The following is a 24,671-nucleotide window of genomic DNA, read 5'->3' on the forward strand; positions in this document are numbered from 1 at the left end:
TATGTCGTGAGACAGGGGTTTCCTATGTCCTGAAACTAGACACTGTTACCCCGACACGAGAAATGGGACCGCCTTCGGCGGTCCCATTTCTCGTTGGTGCCTTGGGCATCCGGAGCGCAAGCGCTCCGACCGCGGAGGCGGCTCGCGACGGCGGCCCGCGTCAGCTGAAGTCGGGGTCGGGACCGAGCTCGAGGCCCGCATCCAGGGGCACCGCCGAACGGCGGCCGGTCGCGAGGGTGTCTCCCGACTCATCGAGGTAGCACGCGGCGCACAGCGACTCGTAGGTGACGTCGACGCCGTCGATCGCGACCTGGTCGCCGTCGAACACGAACCGGCCGTCCACCGAGCGGCCGTTGAACACGGCCTTGCGGCCGCACCGGCAGATCGTCTTGAGCTCCTCGAGCGAGTGGGCGATCTCGAGCAACCGGCGGCTGCCCGGGAAGGCGACCGTCTGGAAATCGGTGCGGATGCCGTAGGCCAGCACCGGCACGTCCTCCCGAACCGCGATGCGGAGCAGGTCGTCCACCTGCTGGGTGCTCAGGAACTGCGCCTCGTCGACGAGCAGGCACGAGACGTCGCGGCTGGTGTCACGGATCGCCGCCGCACGATGGGCCTGGAAGCGCGTGTAGATGTCGTCGTCGAGGTCGACCGTGAAGTCGACAGGCCGCGTCACGCCGAGCCGGGACACGATCGTCTGGTCGCCCTTCGTGTCGATGCGCGGCTTGGCCAGCACGATGAGCTGCCCGCGCTCCTCGTAGTTGTAGGCGGCCTGCAGCAGCGCCGTGCTCTTGCCGCTGTTCATCGCGCCGTATCGGAAGTAGAGCTTCGCCATTACTGCAGGTACCCGTCCTCTGCGGCCCGACGGATCAGGTCGGCCTTCGTGCTCGCGGGCCGACCGGCCCGGGCGTACTTCTCGCGCGTGCGGCGCAGATAGGTCTTCGCCGTCTCGTACTGCACGTTCATCTGGCTGGCAACCTCGCTCATGCTCGAGCCACCCGCATAGAGCACGAGCGCCTCGCGCTCGCTCGTGGAGAGCTTCGGGCGCGCGGGGTGCTGGGCACCCTTCGGCAGCGGCCGCCAGTCGCGAACGGGCGTGCCGGTCGACTCCATGCCCATGACGCGGCGCGCGGTCTCCATGACCTCGCTGAGCGGCATCGTCTTCGAGAGGAAGGCCGAGGCGCCCGCATCGAAGGCGCGGTCGCGAGCCTCCGCGGTGTCGAGGCTGGTGAGCACGATCACCTTCGCCCCGGCGGCACGGCAGGTGCGCACGCGCGCCTCGATCGAGACGGGCTCCTGGAGTTGGAAGTCCAGCAGGACGAGGTCGGTCGGGAACTGGTCGCTCTGCACCAGCTCGAACCAGGTGGGCGCCGTCAGCACGAGCTCGAAGTCGCGAGCGTGCGCCGCGACCCAGGAAGAGAGGCTGTCGAGAAGCAGCTCGTGATCGTCGAGGATCGCCAGACGTACTCGACGAGCCGTCTGCGCCTCAGTATCCATACTCAAACTCTAGAACCAGACGACCATCGGTCTCACGCAGGGACGACCGCCGCGTGAGCCCGCGGATCAGCTCGAGCATCGAGCGCAGCGCGCGGCGGGCATCCGCCACCGACCACGCGGTCGTGATCTCCCACTCGACGGAGAGGCGCCCCTCGTGCGCCTGGAGGCGCAGCACGATCTCGGAGGCGTCGAGCGTCTCGATGGCGACCACCGCGAGAGCCCGCAGCAGCGTGCGGCGCTCGAGGGCGGCCCGGCGCCCGAGGTCGTCGGGGTCATCGGCGGTGGCATCGACCGCCCGGCGCGGGTGACGGGCGACGACATCGTCGAGCATCTGCTGAGCCCAGCCCCGCTCGACGTCCGCGACCAGCAGTGCACGGATGCTCTGCGCGAGCCGCCGTGCCTCCTCACGATCGGCCGGGGTCACCTCGTCGGCCTCCGCGATGCGCTGGAGAGTCGGCACCGCCTCCAGATTGAGCACGGTGATGCGCTGCTGCTGCACCGACCGCGCGACCCCCGTGCGGTGCTCGCGCGAAACCGCGGCGGCCGACTGCCAGGCACGCTCCTGCCAGAGCCGCGTCGAGGTGTTGAGCGAGTGCGCATAGGCTGCGGCGGCCAGGCCGAGCAGCGCGACGATGAAGGAGCCGGTGATCGCGTAGGTGACGGTGGGCACATCGCTGACGGCGGTGGGTGCCTGCGCGATGCCGAGGCCGGCGCAGAACAGCGTATGCAGGGCCGTCCAGACGACGATCTCGCGCGCGGGCCGGTACGGGGTGCTCGCGAGCAGGAGTATGCCGATCACCAGTGGCGGCCAGTCGTCGCGGAGGCGCTCATTCGCCCCTGCCGTCGAGAGCGCGCTGGTGACCGCGGTCGCCATGAGCAGCAGCTGGAACACCTGGGCAGAGGGTGCCTGCCAGACCGGCCGCGTTGGCCGCGAGCGGTCGAGGAGGAGAACGCAGGCCGCCACGACCAGGAGGTAGGAGATCACGAACCACAGCGGCTGCACGATCTCGGACGGGCGTGTCACGGCGACGAGCAGGGGAACGGTTCCGGCAAGCAGGGCTGCCCCGGTGGTCACGGGGCGGGCTGCGGCCGCCGACAAGGGGTCGAGGCGCTCGAGGGTGATCTCCGCCGCGGGGAGCCGCGCAGGCAGCGGCGCGGGCCGCGTCATCGCTCCCCCTCGCCGGTATCGCCTCGGGCACCGGTCGGCACCCGGAGCAGCACCGAGGTGCCGCGACCTGGCTGCGACCACACCGTGGCCGAGCCGCCGACCGTCTCCAGTCGCCCGACGATGCTGGTGCCGACGCCGAGGCGGCTGTCGGTGCGCGCATCGAGCGCGAAGCCGCGCCCGGCGTCGACCACCATCGCCGACACCTCGTGCGGCGAGCCGCCGAGCACGACATCGGCGGTGTCGGTGCCGGCGTGCCGCCGCACGTTCGCGATGCACTGGGCGACGGCGCGGCTGAACTGGTCGAAGGCCTCCCCGTCGAGGGCGTCGAGCACGGCCGGGTCGCCCTCGATGGCCACCGTGACCGCCCCGGCGGCAGCCTCATCGACGACCCGGCGCAGCCGATCACCCCGGGTCGCGCGCAGCATGCCCTCCGGCAGCTCGAGGTCATCGACGGGGTCCTCCTCGAGACCGAACCACTCGTGCCCGACGATGAGCTCGAGGTCGTTGCGGATGCTCTCCCGCGCCGCGGGCGGGAGCGACCCGCTCGTGGTCGTGATCACGGCGAGCTGGTTCAGCACCGTGTCGTGCAGGAGCGCGGTCGCGCGCTGCTCGAACCCGCGGCGGACATCCGCGAGCATCTCCTCCCGTGCAGCGCGGTAGAGCTCCGTCTGCGCATGCCGACCGCTGAGCAGGTCAGCACGGAGCACCGCGAGGAGGCCGACCACGATGAACCAGGCGGCGAACGACACGGCGTCGAAGGTCCACGGCGACCCGAGCCAGATGATCGCGGCCGCCGACGCGGCCTCCCCGACGAGATAGCCGGCGGTCGTCCACCCGATCGAGGTGCCGATGCCGGGCCCCACCCCGATGACGAGGATCAGCGCGATCTTGAGCAGCACGATCGTGAAGTCGTCGTTGGCGACCGGGGTGTCGAGCTGCGTGGAGGTGATCAGCGAGTACCACACCACGCACAGGCCGCCGATGACGAGGTAGCTCGCGGCGATGAAGGCCGAGGGGCTGCGCTCGAGGAGCGCGAGGAGCACGATCATCGGGATCAGCACCACGACGGCGGGCCAGAGCAGCACCTGCGGCACGGAGGCCTGGATCGAGAGCACGACGAGGCCGACCGCGGTGAGGCAGACGGCAGCCGCTGCGTGACCGGCCCGGGCGACGGCCGTGCTCGTCGTGCGGGCGGCGAGGTGCGGCGGAAGACCGAGCGGCACCGCGCTGCCTCCCCCCTCTCCATGCGGGCGCATGGAGTCGGCTCCATTCTGACCCAGTGCACCGTCCTCGACCATCCCTCACCTGGGGGGTGCCGACCCGGCAGCTGCCGGAGCGGGTGCGAGCGGCGGGCCGGTAGATGACCCGTGGAGCAGGCCAAGATGCTGGCCCTGTCGATGTGTCTGGCTTCCGTGCCATTACTCTCGCAGGATGAGAATCGCGGTGTTTACTGACGGTCTAGAGAACACGCGTCAGTACCACGCAGACAATGGCGCGGCGATCACGGATGCGGCGGAAGGCCTGACCATCGGTGGCCGTCCCGTCCATGTCGATGTCCTCGCGGACTCGATGGGCGCTAGCGTTCTTGGAAGGCTAGACGAGACCGACTACGCGGCCGCTGTGTTTGCGTCTAATGCGCTCCGCCATCCGGAGAGCGACATTGTCACGGCGGTCCGCGAGAGTGCCACTGAGGTCGGACGGTTTCTTTCGGGCGGTCGAGGCATAGTCTTCCTCCACCAGTACCGCGAAGGGCCTATCGGGCTTCGCTTGCCCAATGGCGCATGGCCTGCTCTGCGATTCAGATCACGGCAACCCCTCACCCCACTTCTTGATCCCGGCCGGCCAGACCACGCTGTTCTGAATTTCCCGCATCGCATCGAGCCCGACGCCATAACGAGCTCATCTGAGGGCCAGCTTGCCTCCGTGTTGTCGTGGATGCGGATCGAATCGGACTCGGCCGAAGGATTCGAACCCCTCATCACAAGTGCTGCCGGTGATTGGCTCGTTGCACAGTCGAAAGAAGTTTTCCCGTGGCGCGTGGCACTTAGCGCAATTCCCCTCGACTGGCACAGGTCGATGCCTCTTCTGAGGAACCTCCTTCGATATGCGGCGGTCGGCGCCCCCCAAGTGGCGTTGTGGGCACACGGAGAGCGCCCCTCCGCCTCTCGCTACGTTTCACCTTCGATCCGGAGCCTTCCCGGGAGCGTCACAGTTGCAGCACGAGCCGAGGAGGAATCACTCCGAGAGTGGCTACTCCGCCGAGAGATGCTGCACATTTTCGAGGAATCGGCCGCGATGGTGACCACCGTTGGTCAATGCACGGATGGCGGCGCAGGTTTCCGAGGCATTGCGCTTTCTTTTGATCGAGGGCCCCACGCCACGATTTCCTCTATCTCAGGACTTGCTGGGGACAGCCGACCTGAGCTTGCGCGCCGATTCTTCGAGTCACTTGCAGCGATCAGCGATCGCGCCATCCAACAACGCGAACCGTACCCTCGACGAAACGTCATTACGGCGATCTCGTACTTTCACCGCGAGTTCCCCACACCCGGATTGTCATTGAGCGCCCGTGAATTCGCACCAGGTCTGCTTGCACCGGAGGAGCACTTCTTCGAGGGAATGACCGTGACTTCGGTGCTTGCCAGCGTGCAGACCATCATCGCCTTCAACGGCTCTGACGACCTTCGACGTCAGGCCCAGAAGGAACTGGAGAGACTGGCGGATGACTCCGCCGCATCCCGGTTCGCGGCGTTCTGCCTGTCCGCAAGTTCCGGCGCAGGCGAGGAGATACCCCTAAGCGCAATCGTGGGAAAGGAGGACTTGACTTCCGCCGAAGCGATTCGCGTGCTTGATTGGCTTGGTTTCGCGACTCACATTCAGGGACTGAGTATCTCAACTGACGAGGCTGGTGCCGTCGTTCACCGACTGTTGTCCGCGGCGGAATCGGCCGAGCGGAATGGAATCTGGATGAGCCTGGAGGGCAGCGCCAATGTCGTCATGGGGGTGAGCGCGGCTCTGGACGGTCGTGACTCCCAAGCTCTTTACCCTCGAATCGGGCGGGCCGTGACAGTTCTGCGATCCCACATCGACGGGTCGCGGGTCGAAGAAGGCCGGAGCGTTGACGCCCGAGTGTTTCTGGCACTCGCGACGGTCGAGAGCAGATTGCCTTCCGTGCTCAACCGATTGGCACAAGAATTGCCGCGAAGTGTGGAGAGCCGCACTGGTGAAACTAGAACCGGCTCGACCATCGAGCAGTCCCAGTTGGCCAATCGGAATGTGGAGCTTCGAAATCGCCTTAGATCGATCGAGGCCGAACTTCAAGAGCGAACCCCGTTGGTTCGACTCGGAACGCTGTTTGCCTGGTTGCTCTTCGCGGCGGTGCTTACCGGAGGGGTGTTCCTGGCATGGTGGACAATTTCCATCCTCCCGGGCGAGCTAGCCTTCCTATCCGCCGCCGTCGCGGGAGGCTGGGTCTACATCCTGACTGGAGGTCTCCGCGTGATGGACACGCTCCATATCCTGCCGAACGTTATTGGAAGACCTCTCCGAGCCCTCCCGCTTCTCGGCAAACGCTCGGCGTGATGCTCGGAGGGTTGCGGCGCGTGCTCGCCACATGAGGAGATCGCGTAGCCCAGGAGCTCGCCGCCAGGGGGAAGACCGGGTCAGCCGGCCTGGCGCTCCGCGGTCTCGACGACGTTGGCCAGTAGCAGAGCCCGCGTCATCGGCCCGACCCCGCCGGGGTTGGGCGAGATCCACGAGGCCACGGTCGCCACGTCGTCGGCCACGTCTCCCGCGATGCGCGAGACCCCGGTGTCGGGGTCGACGAGCCGTGAGACGCCCACGTCGAGCACGATCGCACCCGGCTTCACGTCGGCCGCCCGCACGATGCCCGGCACGCCCGCCGCGGCGACGATCACGTCGGCGCGCCGCAGGTGCTCGCCGAGGTCGCGCGTGCCCGTGTGGGTGAGGGTGACGGTCGCGTTGTACTCGCGCCGCGTCAGCAGCGAGCCGATGGCGCGCCCGACGGTCACACCGCGACCGATGACGACGACATCCTTGCCCGCCCACGACAGCCCGTGCCGCTCGACGAGCTCGATGACCCCGCGCGGCGTGCACGGCAGCGGGGTGTCGATCGGGCGGTCGACCCGCAGCACGAGGCGCCCGAGGTTGGTCGGGTGCAGCCCGTCGGCATCCTTGTCGGGATGCACGCGCTCGAGGATCGCGTCGGTGTCGAGGTGCTTCGGCAGCGGCAGCTGCACGATGAACCCCGTCACCGCCGGTTCGGCGTTCAGCTCGTCGATGACGGATTCCAGCTCGGCCTGCGTCGTCGTGGCCGGCAGGTCGCGGCGGATGGACGCGATGCCCACCTCGGCGCAGTCCTTGTGCTTGCCAGCCACGTACCACTGCGAGCCCGGGTCGTCGCCGACGAGCACGGTCGCCAACCCGGGCACGATGCCGCGCGCGCGCAGGGCGGCGACCCGCTCGCGCAGCTCGGCCTTGATGGTCGCGGCGGTCGCGGTGCCGTCGAGCTTCTGCGCGGTCGAACCGCTCATGCCTACAGCCCCGGGTAGAGCGGGAACGCGGTCGTGAGGGCCTCGACGCGGCCGCGGAGCGCGGCGATGTCGGGGTTCGGCATGAGGGCGTGCGCAATGATGTCGGCCACCTCACCAAACTCGGCGTCGGCGAAGCCGCGGGTCGCGAGGGCCGGGGTTCCGATGCGCACGCCACTGGTCACCATCGGCGGGCGCGGGTCGAAGGGCACGCCGTTGCGGTTGACGGTGATGCCGACCTCGTGCAGCACGTTCTCGGCCTCGAGGCCGTTGAGGGGGGACTCGCGCAGGTCGACGAGCGCGAGGTGGACATCCGTGCCGCCGGTGAGCACGTTGATGCCCGCCCCGGTGGCGTCGCTCTGCGTGAGCCGCTCGGCGAGAATCTGGGCGCCGCGGATGGTGCGCTGCTGGCGCTCGACGAACTCCGGCATGGCGGCGAGCTTGAAGGCGACGGCCTTGGCGGCGATGACGTGCATGAGCGGGCCGCCCTGCTGGCCCGGGAACACCGCCGAGTTGAGCTTCTTGAACAGCGACTCGTCGTTGCTGAGGATGATGCCCGAGCGCGGACCCGCGAGGGTCTTGTGCACGGTCGACGACACGACGTGCGCGTGCGGCAGCGGCGAGGGGTGCAGGCCCGCCGCGACGAGACCGGCGAAGTGCGCCATGTCGACCCAAAGCTTGGCACCCACCTCGTCGGCGATCGCGCGGAAGGCCGCGAAGTCGAGGTGGCGCGAGTAGGCCGACCAGCCGGCGATGATGACGGCCGGCTTGACCTCGTGGGCCTTGGCGCGCACGACGTCCATGTCGACGAGCATCGTCTCGGGGTCGACGCCGTAGCTGGTGGCGTTGTAGACCTTGCCCGAGAAGTTGAGCTTCATGCCGTGCGTGAGGTGGCCGCCGTGGGCGAGCTCGAGGCCGAGGATGGTGTCGCCCGGGTTGGCGAGGGCGTGCAGCACCGCGGCGCTCGCCTGCGCGCCCGAGTGGGGCTGCACGTTGGCGAACTCGGCGCCGAACAGGCTCTTGGCGCGCTCGATGGCAAGGTTCTCGGCGATGTCGACGAACTCGCAGCCGCCGTAGTAGCGCTTGCCGGGGTAGCCCTCGGCGTACTTGTTGGTGAGCACCGAGCCCTGCGCCTCGAGGATGGCGCGCGAGACGAAGTTCTCGCTCGCGATCATCTCGAGCGTGTGGCGCTGGCGGCTGAGCTCCTGGTCGAGCACGGCAGCGATCTCGGGGTCGACCGTCGCGAGCGGGTCGTTGAAGGTCGAGGGCAGCTTGTCAGACACGGGGGATCTCCTTCGAGGGTCTGCCGGGCGCGCCGGCGGGGGCGTGCAGGGGGCCCAGGCGTACGGCCCCACTCCGTGTCGGTCGCTCCCTGATGGTGACCCATCCGAACGCCAGTCGCGACAGCGCCAGTCTAACCCTCGCGCCCGCCTCGCGCGCGGTGCGCGATGGCGGTGCGGATGCGCGCCCTCGCCGCGCGACCCGCTACGGCGATTCGGCCTCGACGATGGTGATCGGCCGCGTCGTGAGCGGCACGCCGCGGGCGCGGCGGCGCGACTCCATGATGAGCAGGGCGACGATGGCGAGCGCGATCGAGCCGGCCTCGATCCACGGCAGCCAGGTGGTGCCGGTGCGGGCGAAGATGACGGCGCCGATCGCCGCGCCGCCGCCGATGCCGATGTTGAACGACGTGGTCAGCAGGGCCGCGCCGACGTCGCGCACGTTGGGCGAGGCGATCTTCAGCAGCCGCGTCTGCAGCAGGGTCGGGATGCCCCCGAAGGCCGCCCCCCACACGACGAAGGCGACGACAACCACGAGCGGCACCCCGGCGAAGAGCGCCAGCACGCTGACGGCGAGGATGACGGTGGCGAGCATCCCGTACAGGCCGCCGCGGGGGTAGCGACTGCCGACCACGCCCGCGAGCACGAGGCCGATGGCTCCGGCCCCGCCGTAGAGGAACAGCAGGATGCTCAGCGCTTCGGGATCGAAGCCCGCGGTGTCGAGCACGAAGGGCGCGATGTACGTGTAGAAGACGTTGTGCCCGGTGACGATGATCACCACGAGCAGGCAGATGAACAGCACGCCCGGCATGGTCGGGTCGCGGCGGGCCGGGATGCGGATCTCGCCGGTCGTCAGCGGCACGCGGTGCTCGACCGCGGGCAGAAATTTGATGACGAGCAGCACCAGCACGACCACGGTCGCGGCGATCACGCCGAACGCCGCGCGCCAGCCGACGGCGAGGCCGAGCGCGGTGCCGAGCGGCACGCCGAGCACGAACGCGGCGGTGCCTCCCGCGCTGGTGACGGCGACGGCCCGGGCCAGCTGCTGGCGCGGGACGAGGTAGCTGGCGTAGGCGCCGGCCACCGCCCAGAACAGTCCGTGGGCGAGGCCGCCGAGCACGCGGGCGCCGACGAGCAGCTCATAGCTCGGCGCGATGGCCGCGAGCACATTGGCGAGGGCGAAGACCACGAGCACGATGAGCAGCAGGCTCTTGCGCGGGTAGTGGCGGGTGAGGGCGGCGAGCGGGGCCGCCGAGACGACGACGGTGCCCGCGAAGATCGAGATGAGCAGGCCGACCTGCGACTCGGTGACGGCAAGGTCGTCGGCCATCGCCGACAGCAGGCCCGTGGGCAGGAACTCGCTGGTCACCAGGAAGAAGATGGCGACGGCGAGGGTGATGAGCCCGACCCAGGGGAACGGGCGGTCGTGCTGAGACATGACGTGGCGGTGCTTTCACGGCCAGCGAAGCGCCGCTGACGGGAACGGGGATCCCGGAACGGGTTTCCGCGTCCAGGCTACCGTCCGCCGCGCATAGGCTTGCTCGGGTGAGCGAGACCCCCCACCACTGGATCGTGACGCTGGTTTGCGACGACCGCCCCGGCATCGTGCACGCGGTGACCGGCGCGATCGTCGAGGCCGAGGGCAACATCACCGAGCTGCAGCAGTTCTCGAGCCTCGGCTCGGGCCGGTTCTTCCTGCGCCTGCAGACCGAGACGCACGCCGACCACGACGCACTGCTCGCCGCCCTGCAGCCGGTCATCGACCGCTACGGCGCCGAGTGCCGCATCGACGCGGTCGGGCGACCGCTGCGCACGCTCGTGCTCGTGTCGAAGGCGGGCCACTGCCTCAACGACCTGCTCTTCCGCCAGCGCAGCGGCACGCTGCCGATCGAGGTTCCGCTGGTGCTGGGCAACCACCCCGACCTCGGCGAGCTGGCCGCGTTCTACGGGGTGCCGTTCGCATCGCATCCGGTGACGGATGCGGAGCAGAAGGCGGCCATGGAGGCGCGCATCCTCGCCGCGGTCGACGAGCACGACATCGAGCTGGTGGTGCTCGCCCGCTACATGCAGATCTTCTCCCCCGAGCTGTGCGCGGCGCTCGCCGGGCGGGCGATCAACATCCACCACTCCTTCCTGCCCGGCTTCAAGGGCGCGAACCCCTACGCCCGCGCCCACGCCCGCGGCGTGAAGCTCATCGGCGCGACCGCGCACTTCGTCACCAGCGACCTCGACGAGGGCCCGATCATCGAGCAGAACGTCACGCGCGTCGACCACTCGCGCTCGCCGGAGGAGCTCGTGGTGATCGGCCGCGACATCGAGAGCCGCACGCTCAGCCAGGCCGTGCGCTGGTTCGCGGAGGATCGCGTGCTGCTCGACGGCCAGCGCACCGTGATCTTCACCTAGCGGCGGCGGCTCGCGGCAAACCCTTCAGGCCAGTACAGCGAATATCCATCGAGCGCCGACAGGATGATGTCCGTCGGCTGGATGCCGCCTGAACCCTGCGACGCCCTGGAGAGACGATGACCCGCATGATGACCGGCCGCGCCCGCACGACCGCTGCGCGCGTCACCGCCCCGATCGGCGCCACCGCCGCCCTACTCGGCACGCTGACCGGCTGCGCGACGGCGGCCGCCGAGGCCGAGGTGCAGACCCCGGTCGACGCGAGCTACCGCGACGGCACCTATCAGGCGAACGGCACCTACGAGTCGCCGAACGGCAGCGAGAACATCATCGTGCTCATCGAGCTCGAGAACGACATCGTCACCGACGTCGAGATCACCACCAACCCCAACAACCCCACCACCGCCAACTACCAGGGCCAGTTCGCCTCCGGCATCGCGGATCTGGTCGTCGGGCGCGACATCGATCAGCTCGATGTCACCGTCGTCGCCGGCTCGTCCCTGACCAGCAACGGCTTCCGCGAGGCGCTGACGGCCATCAAGGCCGACGCCGTCGAGAGCTGAGCCGGCACCGCGCGTGACGCAGACCGGCCCGACCGCGTTCGAGGCGATCGGCACTGCCTGGCGCATCGGTCTGGGCGGCTCCGGCACGCCGACCTCCTCCCTCGGCGCCGCGCTGAGCGAGGACGATAGGGAGGCCGTGCTCGCCCGCATCGCGCAGTTCGATCGCGACTGGTCGCGCTTCCGCGACGACTCCCTCGTCTCCCGCATCGCCCGGGAGCCCGGGTCGTGGACCCTTCCGGCCGACGCCGAGCCCCTGCTCGACCTCTACGAACGCCTGCACGCGGCGACGGATGCCCGCCTGAGCCCCCTCGTCGGCGCCAGTCTCGAACGGCTCGGCTACGACGCCGCCTACCGCCTGCAACCCGCCGGCGACCCGCTGCCGGCACCCCGCTGGCAGGATTCGCTCTCCCTGCGCCGCACCGCCGACGGCCTGGTGCTCGACACGGCGACGCCGCTCCTGCTCGATGTGGGAGCGGCCGGCAAGGGGTACCTCGTCGACCTGGTGGGCGAGCTACTCGTGCAGCGCGGGCTGCCCGACACGGTGGTCGACGCGAGCGGCGACGTGCGCGTGCGGGGGGAGCGCAGCATCCGCGTGGCCCTCGAGAACCCGTTCGACCCCTCGAAGGCGCTCGGCGTCGTCGAGCTGCGCGATCAGGCCCTGTGCGCCTCGGCGACGACGCGGCGGGCCTGGGGCGAGGGGCTGCACCACATCATCGACGCGATCACCGGCCGCCCGGTCGACGCCGTCGTCGCGACCTGGGTCATCGCCGACTCCGCGCTCGTGGCCGATGGCGTCGCGACGGCGATGTTCCTGGCCGACCCGGCGCGTCTGTGCAGGGTTTTCGCGGTGGAATGGGTTCGACTGATGGCTGACGGGCGGCTCGAGGCGAGCGCCGGTCTTCGAGGGGAGCTGTTCGCATGAGGGCACGCATCGACGCACTGACCGGCCGGGTCAGCATGTACCGGCTGGCGACGATCACGCTCGCGATCGTGCTCGCGCAGGCCGTGCTGTTCGCCTTCCTCGACGTCATCGGGCCCGACCCGTACGCGATCCTCGGCACGCTCGGCGTCGTGATCGTCGCGACGCTCGGCGCGAACGAGATCGCGGCGCGGCTCGCGCGCGTCGTTCCGCACCGCGAGTCGAGCGTCATCACGGCGCTCATCGTCACGTGCATCGTGCAGCCGAGCCTCACGATGCCGGGCCTCGTCGCGGCCGCCGGCGCGGGCGTTCTCGCCGCGCTGTCGAAATACCTGGTCGTCTGGCGCGGGCGGCACCTGCTCAACCCCGCCGCGACCGGCGTGTGGGTCGCGGGGCTCATTGGCTACGGCTTCGGTCAGGGCGTCGGTTTCTGGTGGGTGGCGACGCCCGCCCTGCTGCCGGCGGTCGCGGTCGGTGCCCTTCTGCTGCTCGACCGCACGCGGCGCCTCGACGTGGGTCTGGTCTTCGTGCTGCTCACGATCGTCATCATCGGCGCACGGCTCGTGGCCACGGGCACGGCACCGCTTGGTGCGGTGACGACGGTGCTGCAGCTGTTCCCGGTCGTCTTCCTCGCCGGCTTCATGCTGAGCGAGCCGCTGACCCTGCCGCCGCGCCGCTGGCAGCAGTGGCTGACCGCCGCCGTCACCGCGGTGGCCTTCTCGATCCCGTTCGGGTTCGGCCCGATCTACACTTCCCCCGAGCTCGCGCTCGTGCTCGGCAACATCGTCGCCTTCGCGGTCTCGCGCCGCGGCGGTGTCTCACTGCGGCTCGTCGAGCGCGCTCCGCTCTCCGACCACGCCACCGAGTACCGCTTCGAGCCCTCCCGCCGGTTCGCCTTCGAGGCCGGGCAATACCTCGAGCTGCACCTGCCGCACCGCGCCGACATCCGCGGCACGCGCCGCACGTTCTCGATCGCGTCGGCGCCCGAGCTGGCCGCGACCGAGCAGTCGCGCGTCGCGATCGGCATGCGGACCCCCGAGGGGGGCAGCTCGTTCAAGGCGGCGCTCGCCCAGCTCGAACCCGGCACCCCCGTCGCCGTGACCCAGGTGGCGGGCGACTTCCTGCTGCCCCGCGACCCGGCGGTTTCGCTGCTGATGGTCGCCGGGGGCATCGGCATGACGCCGTTCGCGAGCCAGCTCGCGAGCCTCGCCGCGCGGGGCGACCAGCGCGACATCGTGCTGCTCGTCGTCAGCTCGAACCCCGGCGAGGTGCTCTACCGCGAGGCGGCCGAGGCCGCGGGAGCCCGCATCGTCGAGGCCTCCCCCGACCAGCTGACACCGGATGCCCTCCCCGAGCTCGTGCCCGACCTCGCCTCCCGGCGCGGGTTCGTCTCCGGCGCGCCGTCGCTCGTCGCCACGGCCCGCACGGCCCTGCGGCGCGCGGGAGTCCGCCGCGTGCACACCGACTACTTCGCCGGGTACTAGGTCGCACGCGACACCCAGCGCGCACCGCGTCAACGGTCCAGAAGCACCGCTGACCAGGCATTTCGCTGTGCGCGAAAGTCTGGCACTCGCATAGTGAGAGTGCTAATCTCGTCGTAGTTGAGTCGACCTGACTCAACTCCAGAACCAGCGCAGCCGCCCACTCGGCGGCACCGAGAAGGGAGACCGAGATGATGATGAGCCTCGACCCGTTCCGCGAGCTCGACCGCATGGCCGCGACGCTGCTCGACCGACGCGACACGCCGCGCATCATGCCGATCGACCTCTACCGCGACGCCGACCACTTCGTGCTGACGGCCGAGCTGCCGGGCGTCGACCCGGGCAGCGTCGACGTCGATGTCGACGGACAGCTGCTCACGATCCGCGCCGAGCGCACGCCGCGCTCGCAGGAGGGCGTGCAGTGGCTCGCCCGCGAGCGCGCCGCGGGGGCGTTCCAGCGTCAGCTCACCCTCGGCCGCGACATCGACACCGAGGGCATCTCTGCCCACTACGAGAACGGCGTGCTGAGCGTGATGATCCCGGTGGCCGAGAAGGCCAAGCCGCGCAAGATCGCCATCGCCACGGCGAGCGACCGCGCCGAGGTGACCGCCTAGGCGCGGTCGCCGTCACCGGTCGACCAGCGGCCCTGCGGGCCCCGTGCCGAGCGACGCCTCCGCGTCGGGCACGGGGCCCGTCGTCGTGCGGGACGACCGCGGCGCAGCATCCAGCCCCGCGACCGGGGCGACGCCGGCGCGCACGGCGCGCAGCGCCCCGAGGATGGCGATGAGGTCGACGACCTCCTGCAGCGTCGCGCCGACGATGGCGGGCAGCAGTCCGACGGCCGCGACGAGCATGAGGCCGACCGAGATGACGATGCCGAGCCAGATGCTCTGCAGGGCGATGCGCACCGTGCGGCGGCCGATCGCGACCGCGCGGGCGACGCGGGCGATGTCGTCGAGCAGGATCACGACGTCGGCCGACTCGCTCGCCGCCGTCGAGCCCTTGGCGCCCATCGCGATGCCGACGTCGCTCACAGCCAGCACGGGAGCGTCATTGACGCCGTCGCCGACCATGACGACCGGGCGCGGCTGCGCCTCGCGGATAATGCGCACCTTGTCGTCGGGCAGGCACTCGGCGTGCAGCTCGGTGATGCCGAGCGACGCGGCGATCGGCCCGGCCGTCGCCGCGACATCGCCGGTGACCATGAGGATGCGCTCGGCTCCGAGCCCGCGCAGGGCGACGAGCGTGTCGGCGGCGTCGTCGCGCACCGCATCCCGCAGCACGATGACGCCGGCGAAGCGGCCGTCGACCGCCGCGTAGACCACGGCCGCGCCGCTCTCGGCCGCGTGCGGCACGAGGTCGGCCGCGTGCTCGGCGACGAAAGCGGGCTTGCCGACCCGCACCCGCCGACCGTCGATGGTCGCCTCGACACCGAAGGTCGCGACCTCGCGCGCGTCGGTGGACGGGCTGAGGCTGCCCGCACGGTCGAGCGCCGCCTGCTGGATCGACGCGGCGAGCACGTGCGAGGAGTACTGCTCGGCCGAGCCCATGAGGTGCAGCAGCTCGCGCTCGTCGAACCCGGGCTGCGGGTGCACGCCGACGACGGCGGGGCGCCCCTGCGTCAGCGTGCCCGTCTTGTCGAACGCGACCGTGCGCACGCGGGCGAGCTTCTCGAGCGAGGCAGCGCTCTTCATGACGATGCCGCGCTTCGCCGCACTGCTCATGCCGCCCATGAAGGCCACCGGCGCCGCGATGAGCAGCGGGCACGGCGTGGCGACGACGAGCACCTCGGCGAAGCGCACCGGGTCGCCGCTGACCGCCCACGCGACGCCCGCGATCGCGAGGGAGACGCCGGTGAACGGCAGGGCATAGCGGTCGGCGAGCCGCACGAGGGGGGCCTTGCTGCTCGAGGCCTCGCGCACGAGCTCGACGATGCGCTGATACTGGGAATCGGCGGCGACGGCGGTCGCCACGATCTCGATCGCGGTCGGGCCGTTGACCGAGCCGCTCAGCACCGGGTCGCCGATGGCTTTGTCGACCGGCAGGCTCTCGCCGGTGAGCGACGACTCGTCGAGGCTCGCGAGCCCGCTGGCGAGGTCGCCGTCGACGGGCAGGATCTCGGCCGGACGCACGAGGAGCCGGTCGCCGACCCGCACCTGGTCGACGGCGATATCGGCGACCGAGCCGTCGGCCTCGATGCGGTGCGCCTGCTGTGGCACGCGGTCGAGCAGCGCCCGCAGCTCGCGCTGGGCCCGGCCCGCGGCAGCGACCTCCAGCGCCTCGCCGCCGGCGAGCATGAAGACGATGATCAGGCTGGCCCAGTACTCGCCCACGACGACCGTGCTGACGATGGCCGTGACGGCGAGGATGTCGAGGCCGAACTGCTGGGCGAGCAGGCCGCGCACCATGCTGACCGCCTCCATCACGGCGATGCCGAGCGCGTAGAGCGAGACGAGCCAGCGGGCAGCGGGCTCGAGGCCGTTGAGTGCGAGCGCGCCGGCGATGATCGCGACCAGCACGGTCAGCGCGACGAGGGGGAAGCGGCGCACGAGCGCGACGAGGCGGGTCACGCTGTCGTGTCTACCCGCTTGCCGCGCCGTTGACCAGCACGCGCACGGCGCGACCTAGCCGCAGGTGCAGCGCTCGGCCTGGGGCACGCCCTCGAGCGCCTGCTCGATGTGCTGGCCGCAGCCGGTCCAGGTGACCTTGCCGCAGGCGGAGCAACGGGCGGGTGAGCACATGGCGGTTCCTTTCAATGGATGCTGCGCCCCGGTCGGCGCGCGCTCCCAGCATACCCCTGGGGGTATCTTCCCTGCAACACCGGGCCCGGCCGAGACGACGGATGCCCGAGGCGCACGGCCCCGGGCATCCGTTGTAGAGCGGCCCCTAAGCGAGTCGCGCTTTCAGGTTCTCGTCGAGCGCCGCGAGGAAGTCCTCCGTGGTCAGGTAGGCCTGCTCGGGGCTGATGAGGATCGCGAGGTCCTTCGTCATCTTGCCGCTCTCGACGGTGGTGATGACGACGTCCTCGAGGGTCTCGGCGAAGTCGATGAGGGCCTGGTTGCCGTCGAGCTTGCCGCGGTGCATGAGGCCGCGGGTCCACGCGAAGATCGAGGCGATCGGGTTGGTCGAGGTCGGCTTGCCCTGCTGGTGCATCCGGTAGTGACGGGTGACCGTGCCGTGGGCCGCCTCGGCCTCGACGACCTTGCCGTCGGGGCTCGTCAGCACGCTCGTCATCAGACCGAGCGAGCCGAAGCCCTGCGCGACGGTGTCGCTCTGCACATCGCCGTCGTAGTTCTTGCAGGCCCAGACGTAGCCGCCCTCCCACTTCATGGCCGAGGCGACCATGTCGTCGATGAGGCGGTGCTCGTAGGTGATGCCGGCGGCCTCGAACTGGGCCTTGAACTCGTTCTCGAAGACCTCCTCGAAGAGATCCTTGAAGCGGCCGTCGTAGGCCTTCAGGATGGTGTTTTTTGTCGAGAGGTAGACGGGGTAGTTGCGGGCGAGGCCGTAGTTGAGCGAGGCGCGGGCGAAGTCGCGGATCGACTCGTCGAGGTTGTACTGCACCTGGGCGACACCGCTGCCCGGCGACTGGTACACCTCGAACTTCATGGGCTCCGAGCCGTCCTCGGGCGTGAACTCGACGGTCAGCGTGCCCTTGCCCTGGAAGCGGAAGTCGGTGGCGCGGTACTGGTCGCCGAAGGCGTGACGGCCGATGATGATCGGCTTGTTCCAGCCGGGCACGAGACGCGGGATGTTCGAGATGACGATCGGCTCGCGGAAGATGACGCCGCCGATGATGTTGCGGATCGTGCCGTTCGGGCTCTTCCACATCTTCTTGAGGCCGAACTCCTCGACGCGGGCCTCGTCGGGCGTGATCGTGGCGCACTTGACGCCGACGCCGTGCTTGATGATCGCGTGCGCGGCGTCGATGGTGACCTGGTCGTCGGTCGCGTCGCGGTTCTCGATGCCGAGGTCGTAGTACTCGAGCGTGACGTCGAGGTAGGGGTGGATCAGGCGGTCCTTGATGAACTGCCAGATGATGCGGGTCATCTCGTCGCCGTCGAGCTCGACGACCGTGCCTTCGACCTTGATCTTCTCCACTGCGGGGCGCCTTTCCATCGGTGATGTGCCGCCTGCCAGCCTAGCGGCTCGCCCGGGTTGTCTCGATATCGAGATACATGGCGGAGGTCCTCCGCCAGGGATCTTCCCCTCCGCGGTCGCCGCCCACCGTCTACCCTGGGTGGCATGGACGCGCTGAGACTCGAGGAACTGTCGGCCCGCACGATCGTCGCGGCGAACGGACTCACGCTCCGTCCGGGTCAGGAGCAGTTCGTCACGCCGGTGTCGTACTCCGCCGCCGACGCCTACGTGAACCCGACGACCACCTGGGCCCGCGTGGTGCTCGACGGCGACGACGTCGTCGGCTTCATCCGCGGCAACTTCGACCCCGACAACCCGCGCCCGGAGTTCCGCAGCTGCATCTGGCGCATCAACGTGGACGCCACCGCGCAGGGCCGCGGCATCGGAAAGTTCGCCGTGCACGCCCTCGCCGACGAGGCGCGGCAGCGCGGCTTCGACACCGTCACCGTCATCTGGGAGACCGGCGAGGAGGGTCCCGGCGAGTTCTTCCGGCGCATCGGCTTTGTCGAGATCGGCGAGACCGAGTACGGCGAGAAGATCGGCGCCCTGCACGTCTGACGACGGCGCCCCGAACGATCGCCGGATGCCCTCCACCCCCGAGCCCGTCGTCGACGGCGTCGTCCTCGACTTCGGCGGCGCCGTGCTGCAGGTGGTCGACGGCATCCCGCCCGGGCACGTGATGACGTACGGCGACGTGGCCGCCGAGCTCGGCTCGCGCGGTGCGCGCGCCGTCGGGCGGGTGATGGCGCTCGAGGGCTCGAGCGTGCCGTGGTGGCGCGTCGTCCGCGCCGACGGGCGCCCGCCCGCCGGGCACGAGGCCGAGGCTCTCGAGCACTACCGGGCGGAGGGAACCCCGCTGCTCGCACCCCGCACCGACTCCCCCTCCACCGCGGACACCGACGCGCTGGCGTACCGCCTCGACCTGCGCGCGGCGCGCTGGCGACCGTTCTAGACCCTCGCCCGCAGCGGCGGTACTGTGCCGGGGTGCGGCGCGCGCCGCGCATCCCGACCACCGGAGGTTCTCGTGACCGACTCGCCCGCCCCGAAGCCCCGCGCCCGCACGGCCGCCGCGCCAGCCGCCGCACCCGAGCCGGTCGCCGCCGCGCCCGCGAGCGCCGCCCCGCAGACCCTCGCGATCGATGTCAGTGCCGTGCCGGGTTTCTTCCGCGCCCTCATCGACTTCAGGTTCGTCACCTTCGTGACCCGGCGCATCGCGGGCTTCATCTACGCGATCCTCCTGGTGAGCATCGTGCTCGCCGGGCTCGTCGCCTTCTTCGGCATCGTGGTCACGGGCGTGGGGCAGATGCTCGGCGGGCAGCCGGTCTCGGGCGTCCTGACCGTGCTGGGCGGCATCGTGCTCGCACCGATCGGCACGCTGGTCGCCGTCGTGCTGGCCCGCATGATCGTCGAGGTCAACGTGGCGCTTGTCGCGATCGCCGAGAACACCGCCGCGATGCGGAAGTAGCGCGCCGCGGTCAGAGCGCCGCGAGGAGCATCCCGCCGCTGGCACCGACGATCACGACCACCCAGGCGGGAACGCGCACGACGATGAGCAGCACCGCGCAGATGACGGCGAGGGCGACGGCGGGCACGTCGACTCCGGCCGTCATGGCGAGCGCCGGATCGAGCAGCGCGCTCGACGCCACCGGGTTGATGAGGGCGGCCGCGAGCACCCCGACGACGGCGGCGTTCGCGCCCCGCACGAGCGCGGCCACCGCGGGGCGGCCGCGGAGCACCTCCCAGAACGGCAGGACTCCGACCAAGAGAAGGAGGCCGGGCAGGAAGATCGCGACCAGCGCGATGCCGGCGAGAGCCAGACCCTCGACACCGGGTACGATCACCGCGCCGAGGTACGCCGCGAACGTGAACAGCGGGCCCGGCACGGCCTGCGCGGCGCCGTAGCCGGCGAGGAACTGCTCCGACGAGACGAGGCCCGGCTCGACGACAGCGGCCTCGAGCAGCGGCAGCACGACATGCCCGCCCCCGAAGACGAGTGCGCCGGCCCGCACGAATCCGTCGGCCACGGCGAGCGCCGTGCTGGGGACGAGCGCCGCCGCGACGGGAAGCCCGAGGAGCAGCGCGGCGACGACGGCCAGGCACGCGGCGCCCGCGCGGCGCGAGACCGGGATGCGCAGCGCACCGTGCTCGGACGTCCCCGCCTGCGTCGAGCCAGCCGCCCCGGCCGGAACCCCGCCCGCGCGGCAGAGAAGCAGGCCGAGCCCGGCGCCGAGCGCGATGGCGAGCAGCGTCGCCCATCCGGTGCCGACGATCAGCACGAGAAGTCCGGCGCCGAGAGCGATGGCCGCCCGGCGCAGGTCGGGCGCGAGCACGCGGGCCATCCCGATCACGGCGTGCAGCACGACGGCGACGGCGACGACCGTGAGCCCGCCGAAGAGCCCCGCCGCGAGCGGGGCTCCGAACGAGGAGGCCAGCTGCGGGGCTGCGAGCGCGGCCAGCACGAGCAGCACCGCGCTCGGCAGGGTGAAGGCCGTGACGGCGGCGAGGCCGCCGAGCAGCCCGGCCCGGTGCATCCCCAGGGCGAAGCCGACCTGGCTCGACGCGGGGCCGGGCAGGAACTGCGCGAGGGCGACGAGTTCGGCGTAGCCCTGGTCGGTGATCCAGCGGCGGCGGGTGACCAGCTCGTCGCGGAAGTATCCGAGGTGCGCGACCGGGCCGCCGAACGACGTCAGGCCGAGCCGGGTGAACGCGCCCAGCACCTCGCGCGCCGAGCCCTCCGGACCGCGGAGGGGCGACTCGGGGGCGTCGCCGGGCTCGGGCGCAGCATCCGCGGGCCGATCGGTCACACGGCGAACCCTACCCAGCGTCGGTGAACGCGATCAGACCAGCGACTCGCGCCAGGCCGCGTGCAGCTGAGCGAACTTGCCCGTACCGGCGATGAGTTCGGCAGGCGTGCCGTCTTCGATGATGCGACCGTGCTCCATGACGAGCACGCGGTCAGCGATCGCGACGGTCGAGAGGCGGTGCGCGATGATCACCGCCGTGCGGTCGGCGAGCAGGGTCTGCAGGCCGCGCTGCACGAGTCGCTCGCTCGGGATGTCGAGCGAGGCCGTCGCCTCGTCGAGAATCAGCACGGTCGGGTCGGCGAGAAAGGCGCGCGCGAACGAGATCAGCTGCCGCTGCCCGGCCGAGACGCGACCGCCGCGCTTGTTGACGTCGGTCTCGTAGCCCTGCGGCAGCGACACGATGAAGTCGTGCGCCCCCACCGCCTTCGCGGCGGCCTCGATCTGCTCGCGACTCGCCTCGGGGTTGCCGAGCGCGATGTTGTCGGCGACGGTGCCCGAGAACAGGTACGCCTCCTGCGTGACCATCACGATCGCGCGTCGCAGGTCTTTCGGGTGCATCTTGCGCAGAGCGACGCCGTCGAGCGTCACCGCACCCTCGGTCGGGTCGTAGAACCGCGCGATGAGCTTGGCGAGCGTCGACTTGCCGGCGCCCGTCGTGCCGACGAGCGCGATCGTCTGGCCGGCCGGGATGCTCAGCTCGAGCTCGGGAAGCACGATCGTCTCGGGGTTATACGCGAACCGCACGCGGTCGAAGTGCACCGCACCCTTCGCCTTCCAGAGGTCGATGGGAGTCGTCGGATCGGGCACGGAGGGCTTCTCCTCCAGCACGCCCGAGATCTTTTCGAGCGCGGCCGCGGCCGACTGGTACGAGTTGTAGAACATCGCCATCTCCTCCGCCGGGTCGAAGAACCGGCGGGTGTAGAGCACGACGGCGAGCAGGGTGCCGATGAGCAGCTCGCCCTCGACGACCCGGAAGGCGCCGACCACGAGCACCCCGGCCACGGTCACGTTGCCAATGAGCACGAGCCCCGGGTCGAAGATGCCGAAGAGCTGGATCACCCGAGCGTTGGCATGGCGGTAATCCTCGACGTGCCCGGCGAACTGGGTCGCGTTGCGGGGCTCCTTGCGGAACGCCTTCACCGCCCGGATGCCCGTCATGGTCTCGACGAAGTGCACGATGAGGCGGGCCGAGGCCACGCGGGTCTGGCGGAACAGCTTCTGCGAGCGGACCTGGAACCAGCGCGTGAGCAGCAGCAGCGGCACGAGCGACGCGGCGAGCACGATGCCCGAGGTGGGGTCGAGCAGCACGAGCGCCGCCGCCGTGAAGCCCATGTAGATGAGCCCCGACACGAGCTGGTTGAGGCCCGAGTCGAGCAGCTCGCGGATCGAGTCGAGGTCGCTCGTCTGGCGCGCGATGATGCGGCCCGAAGTGTACGACTCGTGGAACTCGAGCGACAGCCGCTGCGTGTGCAGGAAGACCCGTTTGCGCAGGTCGAGCAGGATCGCCTGACTGAGACGCGCGCTCATCACCTGGTACAGGGCGATGAGCGACGCCCCGGCGATGGCCGTGAAGAGGTAGGCCGCCACCGTCAGCGAGACGGGCATCCAGTCGTTCGAATTGAGCAGGGCGGGCAGGCCCTGGTTGATGCCGAGCGCGATGAGCGCCGGGCCGGCGACCTGCAGCGCGATCGACACGACGATGATGGCCATGGTGGCCGCGATGCGCCCGCGCACCGGCCGCACGAGCGAGCCGAGCAGCCGCAGCGAGCGCGCGCGGATCTGCCGCGACTCGGCGCGCGTGTAGTTCGAGCGCTCTTCGCCCTCGACGCCGGTGACGCTCATCGGGCGGCCTCCCCTCGGGGTCCATCAGAAGCGGAGTCGATGACACGGGCCTCGCGGTCGATCGCATCGCGCCGTCGGCCCTCCTGCTCGGCGAGCTTGAGATCGCGCTCGACGCGCTCGGCTGCCGCGAGCTCCTCATCCTCCAGCGACGAGATGACGTAGCGGTAGTGCTCGTTGCGCTTGAGCAGCTCGCTGTGCGTGCCGACGTCGGTGATGCGGCCCTCCTGCAGCAGCGCGACGCGGTCGGCCATCTGCACGGTCGAGGGCCGGTGCGCGACGATGAGGCCGGTGGTCGTCGCGAGCACGCGCCGCAGCGCCGCCTCGACGAGGGCCTCGGTGTCGACATCGAGCGCACTGAGCGGGTCGTCGAGCACGAGCACGGCGGGGTTCGCCGCCACGGCGCGGGCGAGCGCGAGCCGCTGGCGCTGGCCGCCCGAGAGGCTCAGCCCCTCTTCGCCCACCGTCGTGTCGACGCCGTCGGGCAGGCTGTGCACGAAGTCGGCCTGCGCGATGTCGAGCGCCTCGGCGAGCACGCGCTCGGCCTCGGCCGCGTCGGCAGGGTCGTCGCTCTCGGTCAGGTCGGGGCGCCCGAGCAGAACGTTGTCGCGCACGCTCGCGGAGAACAAGGTCGCGTCTTCGAAGGCCATCGCGATGTGGCGGCGCAGCTCCTCCCGCGTGAGGTCGCGGATGTCGACGCCGTCGAGCAGCACCCGCCCCTCGGTCACGTCGTAGAGCCGCGTCGCAAGGGCGGTCATCGTGGTCTTGCCGCTGCCCGTGACACCGACGAGGGCCATGGTCTCGCCGGGCTCGAGCTCGAGGGTGACGCCGTCGAGCACTCCGGGCTGGTCGGCGGGAGCATCCTGGTACCGGAAGACCACGTTCTCGAACGTGAGCCGCCCGGTGGGCGCCTCGATGCTGACCGGCGCGGCGGGGTCGGTGATGGTGTTGACCTCGTCCATGACCTCGAAGAAGCGGTCGGTCGCCGCGCGCGTGTCGTAGGTCATCGCGAGCAGGAAGCCGATCGACTCGATCGGGAATCGCAGCACGGTCGCCGTCGCGAAGAACGCGAACAGCTCGCCGACGCTCAGCTCGCCGTTCGCCGCGAGCGCGACCCCGCCGAGCAGGCACAGCGCGAACGCGACGTCGGGGATCAGCACGAGCCAGAACCAGATGCCGGCGATGGCCTTCGCCTTGTCGATCTCGGTGGCGCGCAGCAGCTCGGCCTGCTCGGCGAACTTCAGCAGCGAGTGCGTGCCGCGGCCGAAGGCCTTGAGCACGCGGATGCCGTGCACGCTCTCCTCGACCGCCGTGGCGAGGTCGCCCTGCTGGTCTTGCGCGCGCCGCGCGATGACCGAGTACTTCTGCTCGAAGAGGTAGCCGTAGATCCACAGCGGCACGCTCACGACGAAGAACAGCAGGCCGAGCCACAGGCTCCAGCTGAACAGCACGACGAAGCCGATGACGATCGTGATGCCGTTGACGATCAGCAGCACGAAGCCGAACGACAGCCAGCGGCGGATCAGGTTGAGGTCGCTCACCGCGCGGCTCAGCAGCTGGCCCGACTGCCAGCGGTCGTGGAAGGCGACCGGCAGGTCTTGCAGCTGCGCGTAGAGCCCGTTGCGCATGCGCGCCTCGATGTGGGTGCCCGGCGTGAGCACGAAGAAGCGGCGGAGCGCGATGAAGACGGCTTCGAGGATGCCCAGCACGAGCACCGCGATCGCGGCCGGCCAGATCTGGCTCGGGTCGCCGGTGGCGAGCGGCCCGTCGACGAGGCTCTGCAGCACGAGCGGAATGGCGAGTGCGATGACCCCGGCGAGCAGGGCCGCGACCATGCCCGCGTAGATCCACGGCATGGCCGGCTTCGCGTAGGGCAGGATGCGCGCCAGCGCCCGGGCGGTGCTCAGGCGCAGCGGCGCGGGCGCGGGGGCCGCGGCGGGCGGGGGTGGAGCGGTCGTCGACATGGTGCGTCCTCGATGGTCCGCGCTCGCTCGTGGCGGGCGCGGTGCAGTAATGGTGGCCGGAGTGCCGTG

22 protein-coding genes and 1 riboswitch are annotated in these 24,671 nt (G+C 70.5%); of the genes, 9 read left to right on the forward strand and 13 right to left on the reverse strand.

What is annotated here, in order from left to right:
• Positions 1-160: 160 nt before the first annotated feature.
• From BJ959_RS06005 to BJ959_RS06020, 4 genes are read right to left on the reverse strand one after another with little or no spacing between them, the layout of a single operon-like run.
• Positions 161-832, reverse strand: coding sequence for a thymidine kinase (locus BJ959_RS06005; protein WP_153982985.1), 672 nt, complete (start codon positions 830-832; stop codon positions 161-163).
• Positions 832-1,494 carry a response regulator transcription factor gene (locus tag BJ959_RS06010; protein WP_153982986.1) on the reverse strand — a complete coding sequence of 221 codons (663 nt, stop codon included), beginning with the start codon at positions 1,492-1,494 and terminating at the stop codon, positions 832-834. Before BJ959_RS06010 ends, BJ959_RS06005 begins: the two co-directional genes overlap by 1 nt.
• The gene (locus BJ959_RS06015) at positions 1,484-2,662 is read right to left on the reverse strand and encodes a hypothetical protein (protein WP_153982987.1); all 1,179 of its coding nucleotides are present in this window, start codon (positions 2,660-2,662) and stop codon (positions 1,484-1,486) included. The genes BJ959_RS06010 and BJ959_RS06015 overlap by 11 nt, the downstream gene beginning before the upstream one ends.
• Positions 2,659-3,918, reverse strand: coding sequence for a sensor histidine kinase (locus BJ959_RS06020; protein WP_153982988.1), 1,260 nt, complete (start codon positions 3,916-3,918; stop codon positions 2,659-2,661). Before BJ959_RS06020 ends, BJ959_RS06015 begins: the two co-directional genes overlap by 4 nt.
• 175 nt (positions 3,919-4,093) lie before the next feature.
• Between BJ959_RS06020 and BJ959_RS06025 the strand changes: the two genes are divergently transcribed.
• Complete coding sequence (locus BJ959_RS06025; RefSeq protein WP_183321906.1) at positions 4,094-6,244, forward strand: hypothetical protein; 2,151 nt, start codon at positions 4,094-4,096, stop codon at positions 6,242-6,244.
• An 80-nt stretch (positions 6,245-6,324) separates the two neighbouring features.
• Here BJ959_RS06025 and BJ959_RS06030 read toward each other — a convergent pair whose 3' ends face one another.
• From BJ959_RS06030 to BJ959_RS06040, 3 genes are all read right to left on the reverse strand, one after another.
• Complete coding sequence (locus tag BJ959_RS06030; protein ID WP_153982990.1) at positions 6,325-7,215, reverse strand: bifunctional methylenetetrahydrofolate dehydrogenase/methenyltetrahydrofolate cyclohydrolase; 891 nt, start codon at positions 7,213-7,215, stop codon at positions 6,325-6,327.
• A gap of 2 nt (positions 7,216-7,217) precedes the next feature.
• Positions 7,218-8,495, reverse strand: a complete 1,278-nt coding sequence (gene glyA / locus BJ959_RS06035) for a serine hydroxymethyltransferase (protein ID WP_153982991.1) — start codon at positions 8,493-8,495, stop codon at positions 7,218-7,220.
• A gap of 45 nt (positions 8,496-8,540) precedes the next feature.
• Positions 8,541-8,624: riboswitch (ZMP/ZTP riboswitch) on the reverse strand.
• 73 nt (positions 8,625-8,697) lie between these two features.
• A complete protein-coding gene (locus BJ959_RS06040) occupies positions 8,698-9,930 on the reverse strand; it encodes an MFS transporter (protein WP_153982992.1) in 1,233 nt (410 codons plus the stop codon).
• Positions 9,931-10,037: 107 nt separating this feature from the next.
• Between BJ959_RS06040 and purU the strand changes: the two genes are divergently transcribed.
• The 5 genes from purU to BJ959_RS06065 all read left to right on the forward strand — a co-directional run bounded on the left by purU (position 10,038) and on the right by BJ959_RS06065 (position 14,469).
• Positions 10,038-10,895 (forward strand): formyltetrahydrofolate deformylase, encoded by an 858-nt coding sequence (gene purU / locus BJ959_RS06045; protein ID WP_153982993.1) that lies wholly within the window; start codon positions 10,038-10,040, stop codon positions 10,893-10,895.
• Positions 10,896-11,020: 125 nt separating this feature from the next.
• Positions 11,021-11,455, forward strand: coding sequence for a PLP-dependent aminotransferase family protein (locus BJ959_RS06050; RefSeq protein WP_243739067.1), 435 nt, complete (start codon positions 11,021-11,023; stop codon positions 11,453-11,455).
• 13 nt (positions 11,456-11,468) lie between these two features.
• Entirely contained in the window at positions 11,469-12,377 is a 909-nt protein-coding gene (locus BJ959_RS06055; protein WP_153982994.1) for an FAD:protein FMN transferase, read from the forward strand.
• Entirely contained in the window at positions 12,374-13,858 is a 1,485-nt protein-coding gene (locus tag BJ959_RS06060) for an FAD-dependent oxidoreductase (protein ID WP_153982995.1), read from the forward strand. Before BJ959_RS06055 ends, BJ959_RS06060 begins: the two co-directional genes overlap by 4 nt.
• 188 nt (positions 13,859-14,046) lie before the next feature.
• On the forward strand, positions 14,047-14,469 hold the full coding sequence (locus tag BJ959_RS06065; RefSeq protein WP_153982996.1) for an Hsp20/alpha crystallin family protein: 423 nt from the start codon (positions 14,047-14,049) through the stop codon (positions 14,467-14,469).
• Positions 14,470-14,481: 12 nt separating this feature from the next.
• Here BJ959_RS06065 and BJ959_RS06070 read toward each other — a convergent pair whose 3' ends face one another.
• The 3 genes from BJ959_RS06070 to BJ959_RS06075 all read right to left on the reverse strand — a co-directional run bounded on the left by BJ959_RS06070 (position 14,482) and on the right by BJ959_RS06075 (position 17,956).
• Complete coding sequence (locus tag BJ959_RS06070; protein ID WP_153982997.1) at positions 14,482-16,425, reverse strand: heavy metal translocating P-type ATPase; 1,944 nt, start codon at positions 16,423-16,425, stop codon at positions 14,482-14,484.
• A gap of 54 nt (positions 16,426-16,479) precedes the next feature.
• Entirely contained in the window at positions 16,480-16,596 is a 117-nt protein-coding gene (locus BJ959_RS13090; RefSeq protein ID WP_489114197.1) for a hypothetical protein, read from the reverse strand.
• A gap of 145 nt (positions 16,597-16,741) precedes the next feature.
• Positions 16,742-17,956 (reverse strand): NADP-dependent isocitrate dehydrogenase, encoded by a 1,215-nt coding sequence (locus tag BJ959_RS06075; protein WP_153982998.1) that lies wholly within the window; start codon positions 17,954-17,956, stop codon positions 16,742-16,744.
• Between the two features lie 144 nt (positions 17,957-18,100).
• On the opposite strand from BJ959_RS06075, the gene BJ959_RS06080 reads away from it, so the two are divergent.
• The 3 genes from BJ959_RS06080 to BJ959_RS12990 all read left to right on the forward strand — a co-directional run bounded on the left by BJ959_RS06080 (position 18,101) and on the right by BJ959_RS12990 (position 19,460).
• The gene (locus BJ959_RS06080; RefSeq protein WP_153982999.1) at positions 18,101-18,553 is read left to right on the forward strand and encodes a GNAT family N-acetyltransferase; all 453 of its coding nucleotides are present in this window, start codon (positions 18,101-18,103) and stop codon (positions 18,551-18,553) included.
• 25 nt (positions 18,554-18,578) lie between these two features.
• Positions 18,579-18,947, forward strand: a complete 369-nt coding sequence (locus BJ959_RS06085) for an MGMT family protein (RefSeq protein WP_153983000.1) — start codon at positions 18,579-18,581, stop codon at positions 18,945-18,947.
• 72 nt (positions 18,948-19,019) lie between these two features.
• A complete protein-coding gene (locus BJ959_RS12990) occupies positions 19,020-19,460 on the forward strand; it encodes a DUF4282 domain-containing protein (RefSeq protein WP_153983001.1) in 441 nt (146 codons plus the stop codon).
• Between the two features lie 10 nt (positions 19,461-19,470).
• On the opposite strand, the gene chrA is transcribed toward BJ959_RS12990, so the two are convergent.
• Genes chrA through BJ959_RS06105 form a run of 3 tightly spaced genes read right to left on the reverse strand, consistent with a single transcriptional unit; the run spans position 19,471 to position 24,602 of the window.
• The gene (chrA, locus tag BJ959_RS06095) at positions 19,471-20,799 is read right to left on the reverse strand and encodes a chromate efflux transporter (protein ID WP_153983002.1); all 1,329 of its coding nucleotides are present in this window, start codon (positions 20,797-20,799) and stop codon (positions 19,471-19,473) included.
• 33 nt (positions 20,800-20,832) lie between these two features.
• Complete coding sequence (locus BJ959_RS06100) at positions 20,833-22,641, reverse strand: ABC transporter ATP-binding protein (protein WP_153983003.1); 1,809 nt, start codon at positions 22,639-22,641, stop codon at positions 20,833-20,835.
• Positions 22,638-24,602, reverse strand: a complete 1,965-nt coding sequence (locus tag BJ959_RS06105; protein WP_153983004.1) for an ABC transporter ATP-binding protein — start codon at positions 24,600-24,602, stop codon at positions 22,638-22,640. The genes BJ959_RS06100 and BJ959_RS06105 overlap by 4 nt, the downstream gene beginning before the upstream one ends.
• Between the last annotated feature and the right edge of the window lie 69 nt (positions 24,603-24,671).

The sequence above is a fragment of the Microcella frigidaquae genome (assembly GCF_014200395.1).
Taxonomy (GTDB): domain Bacteria; phylum Actinomycetota; class Actinomycetes; order Actinomycetales; family Microbacteriaceae; genus Microcella; species Microcella frigidaquae.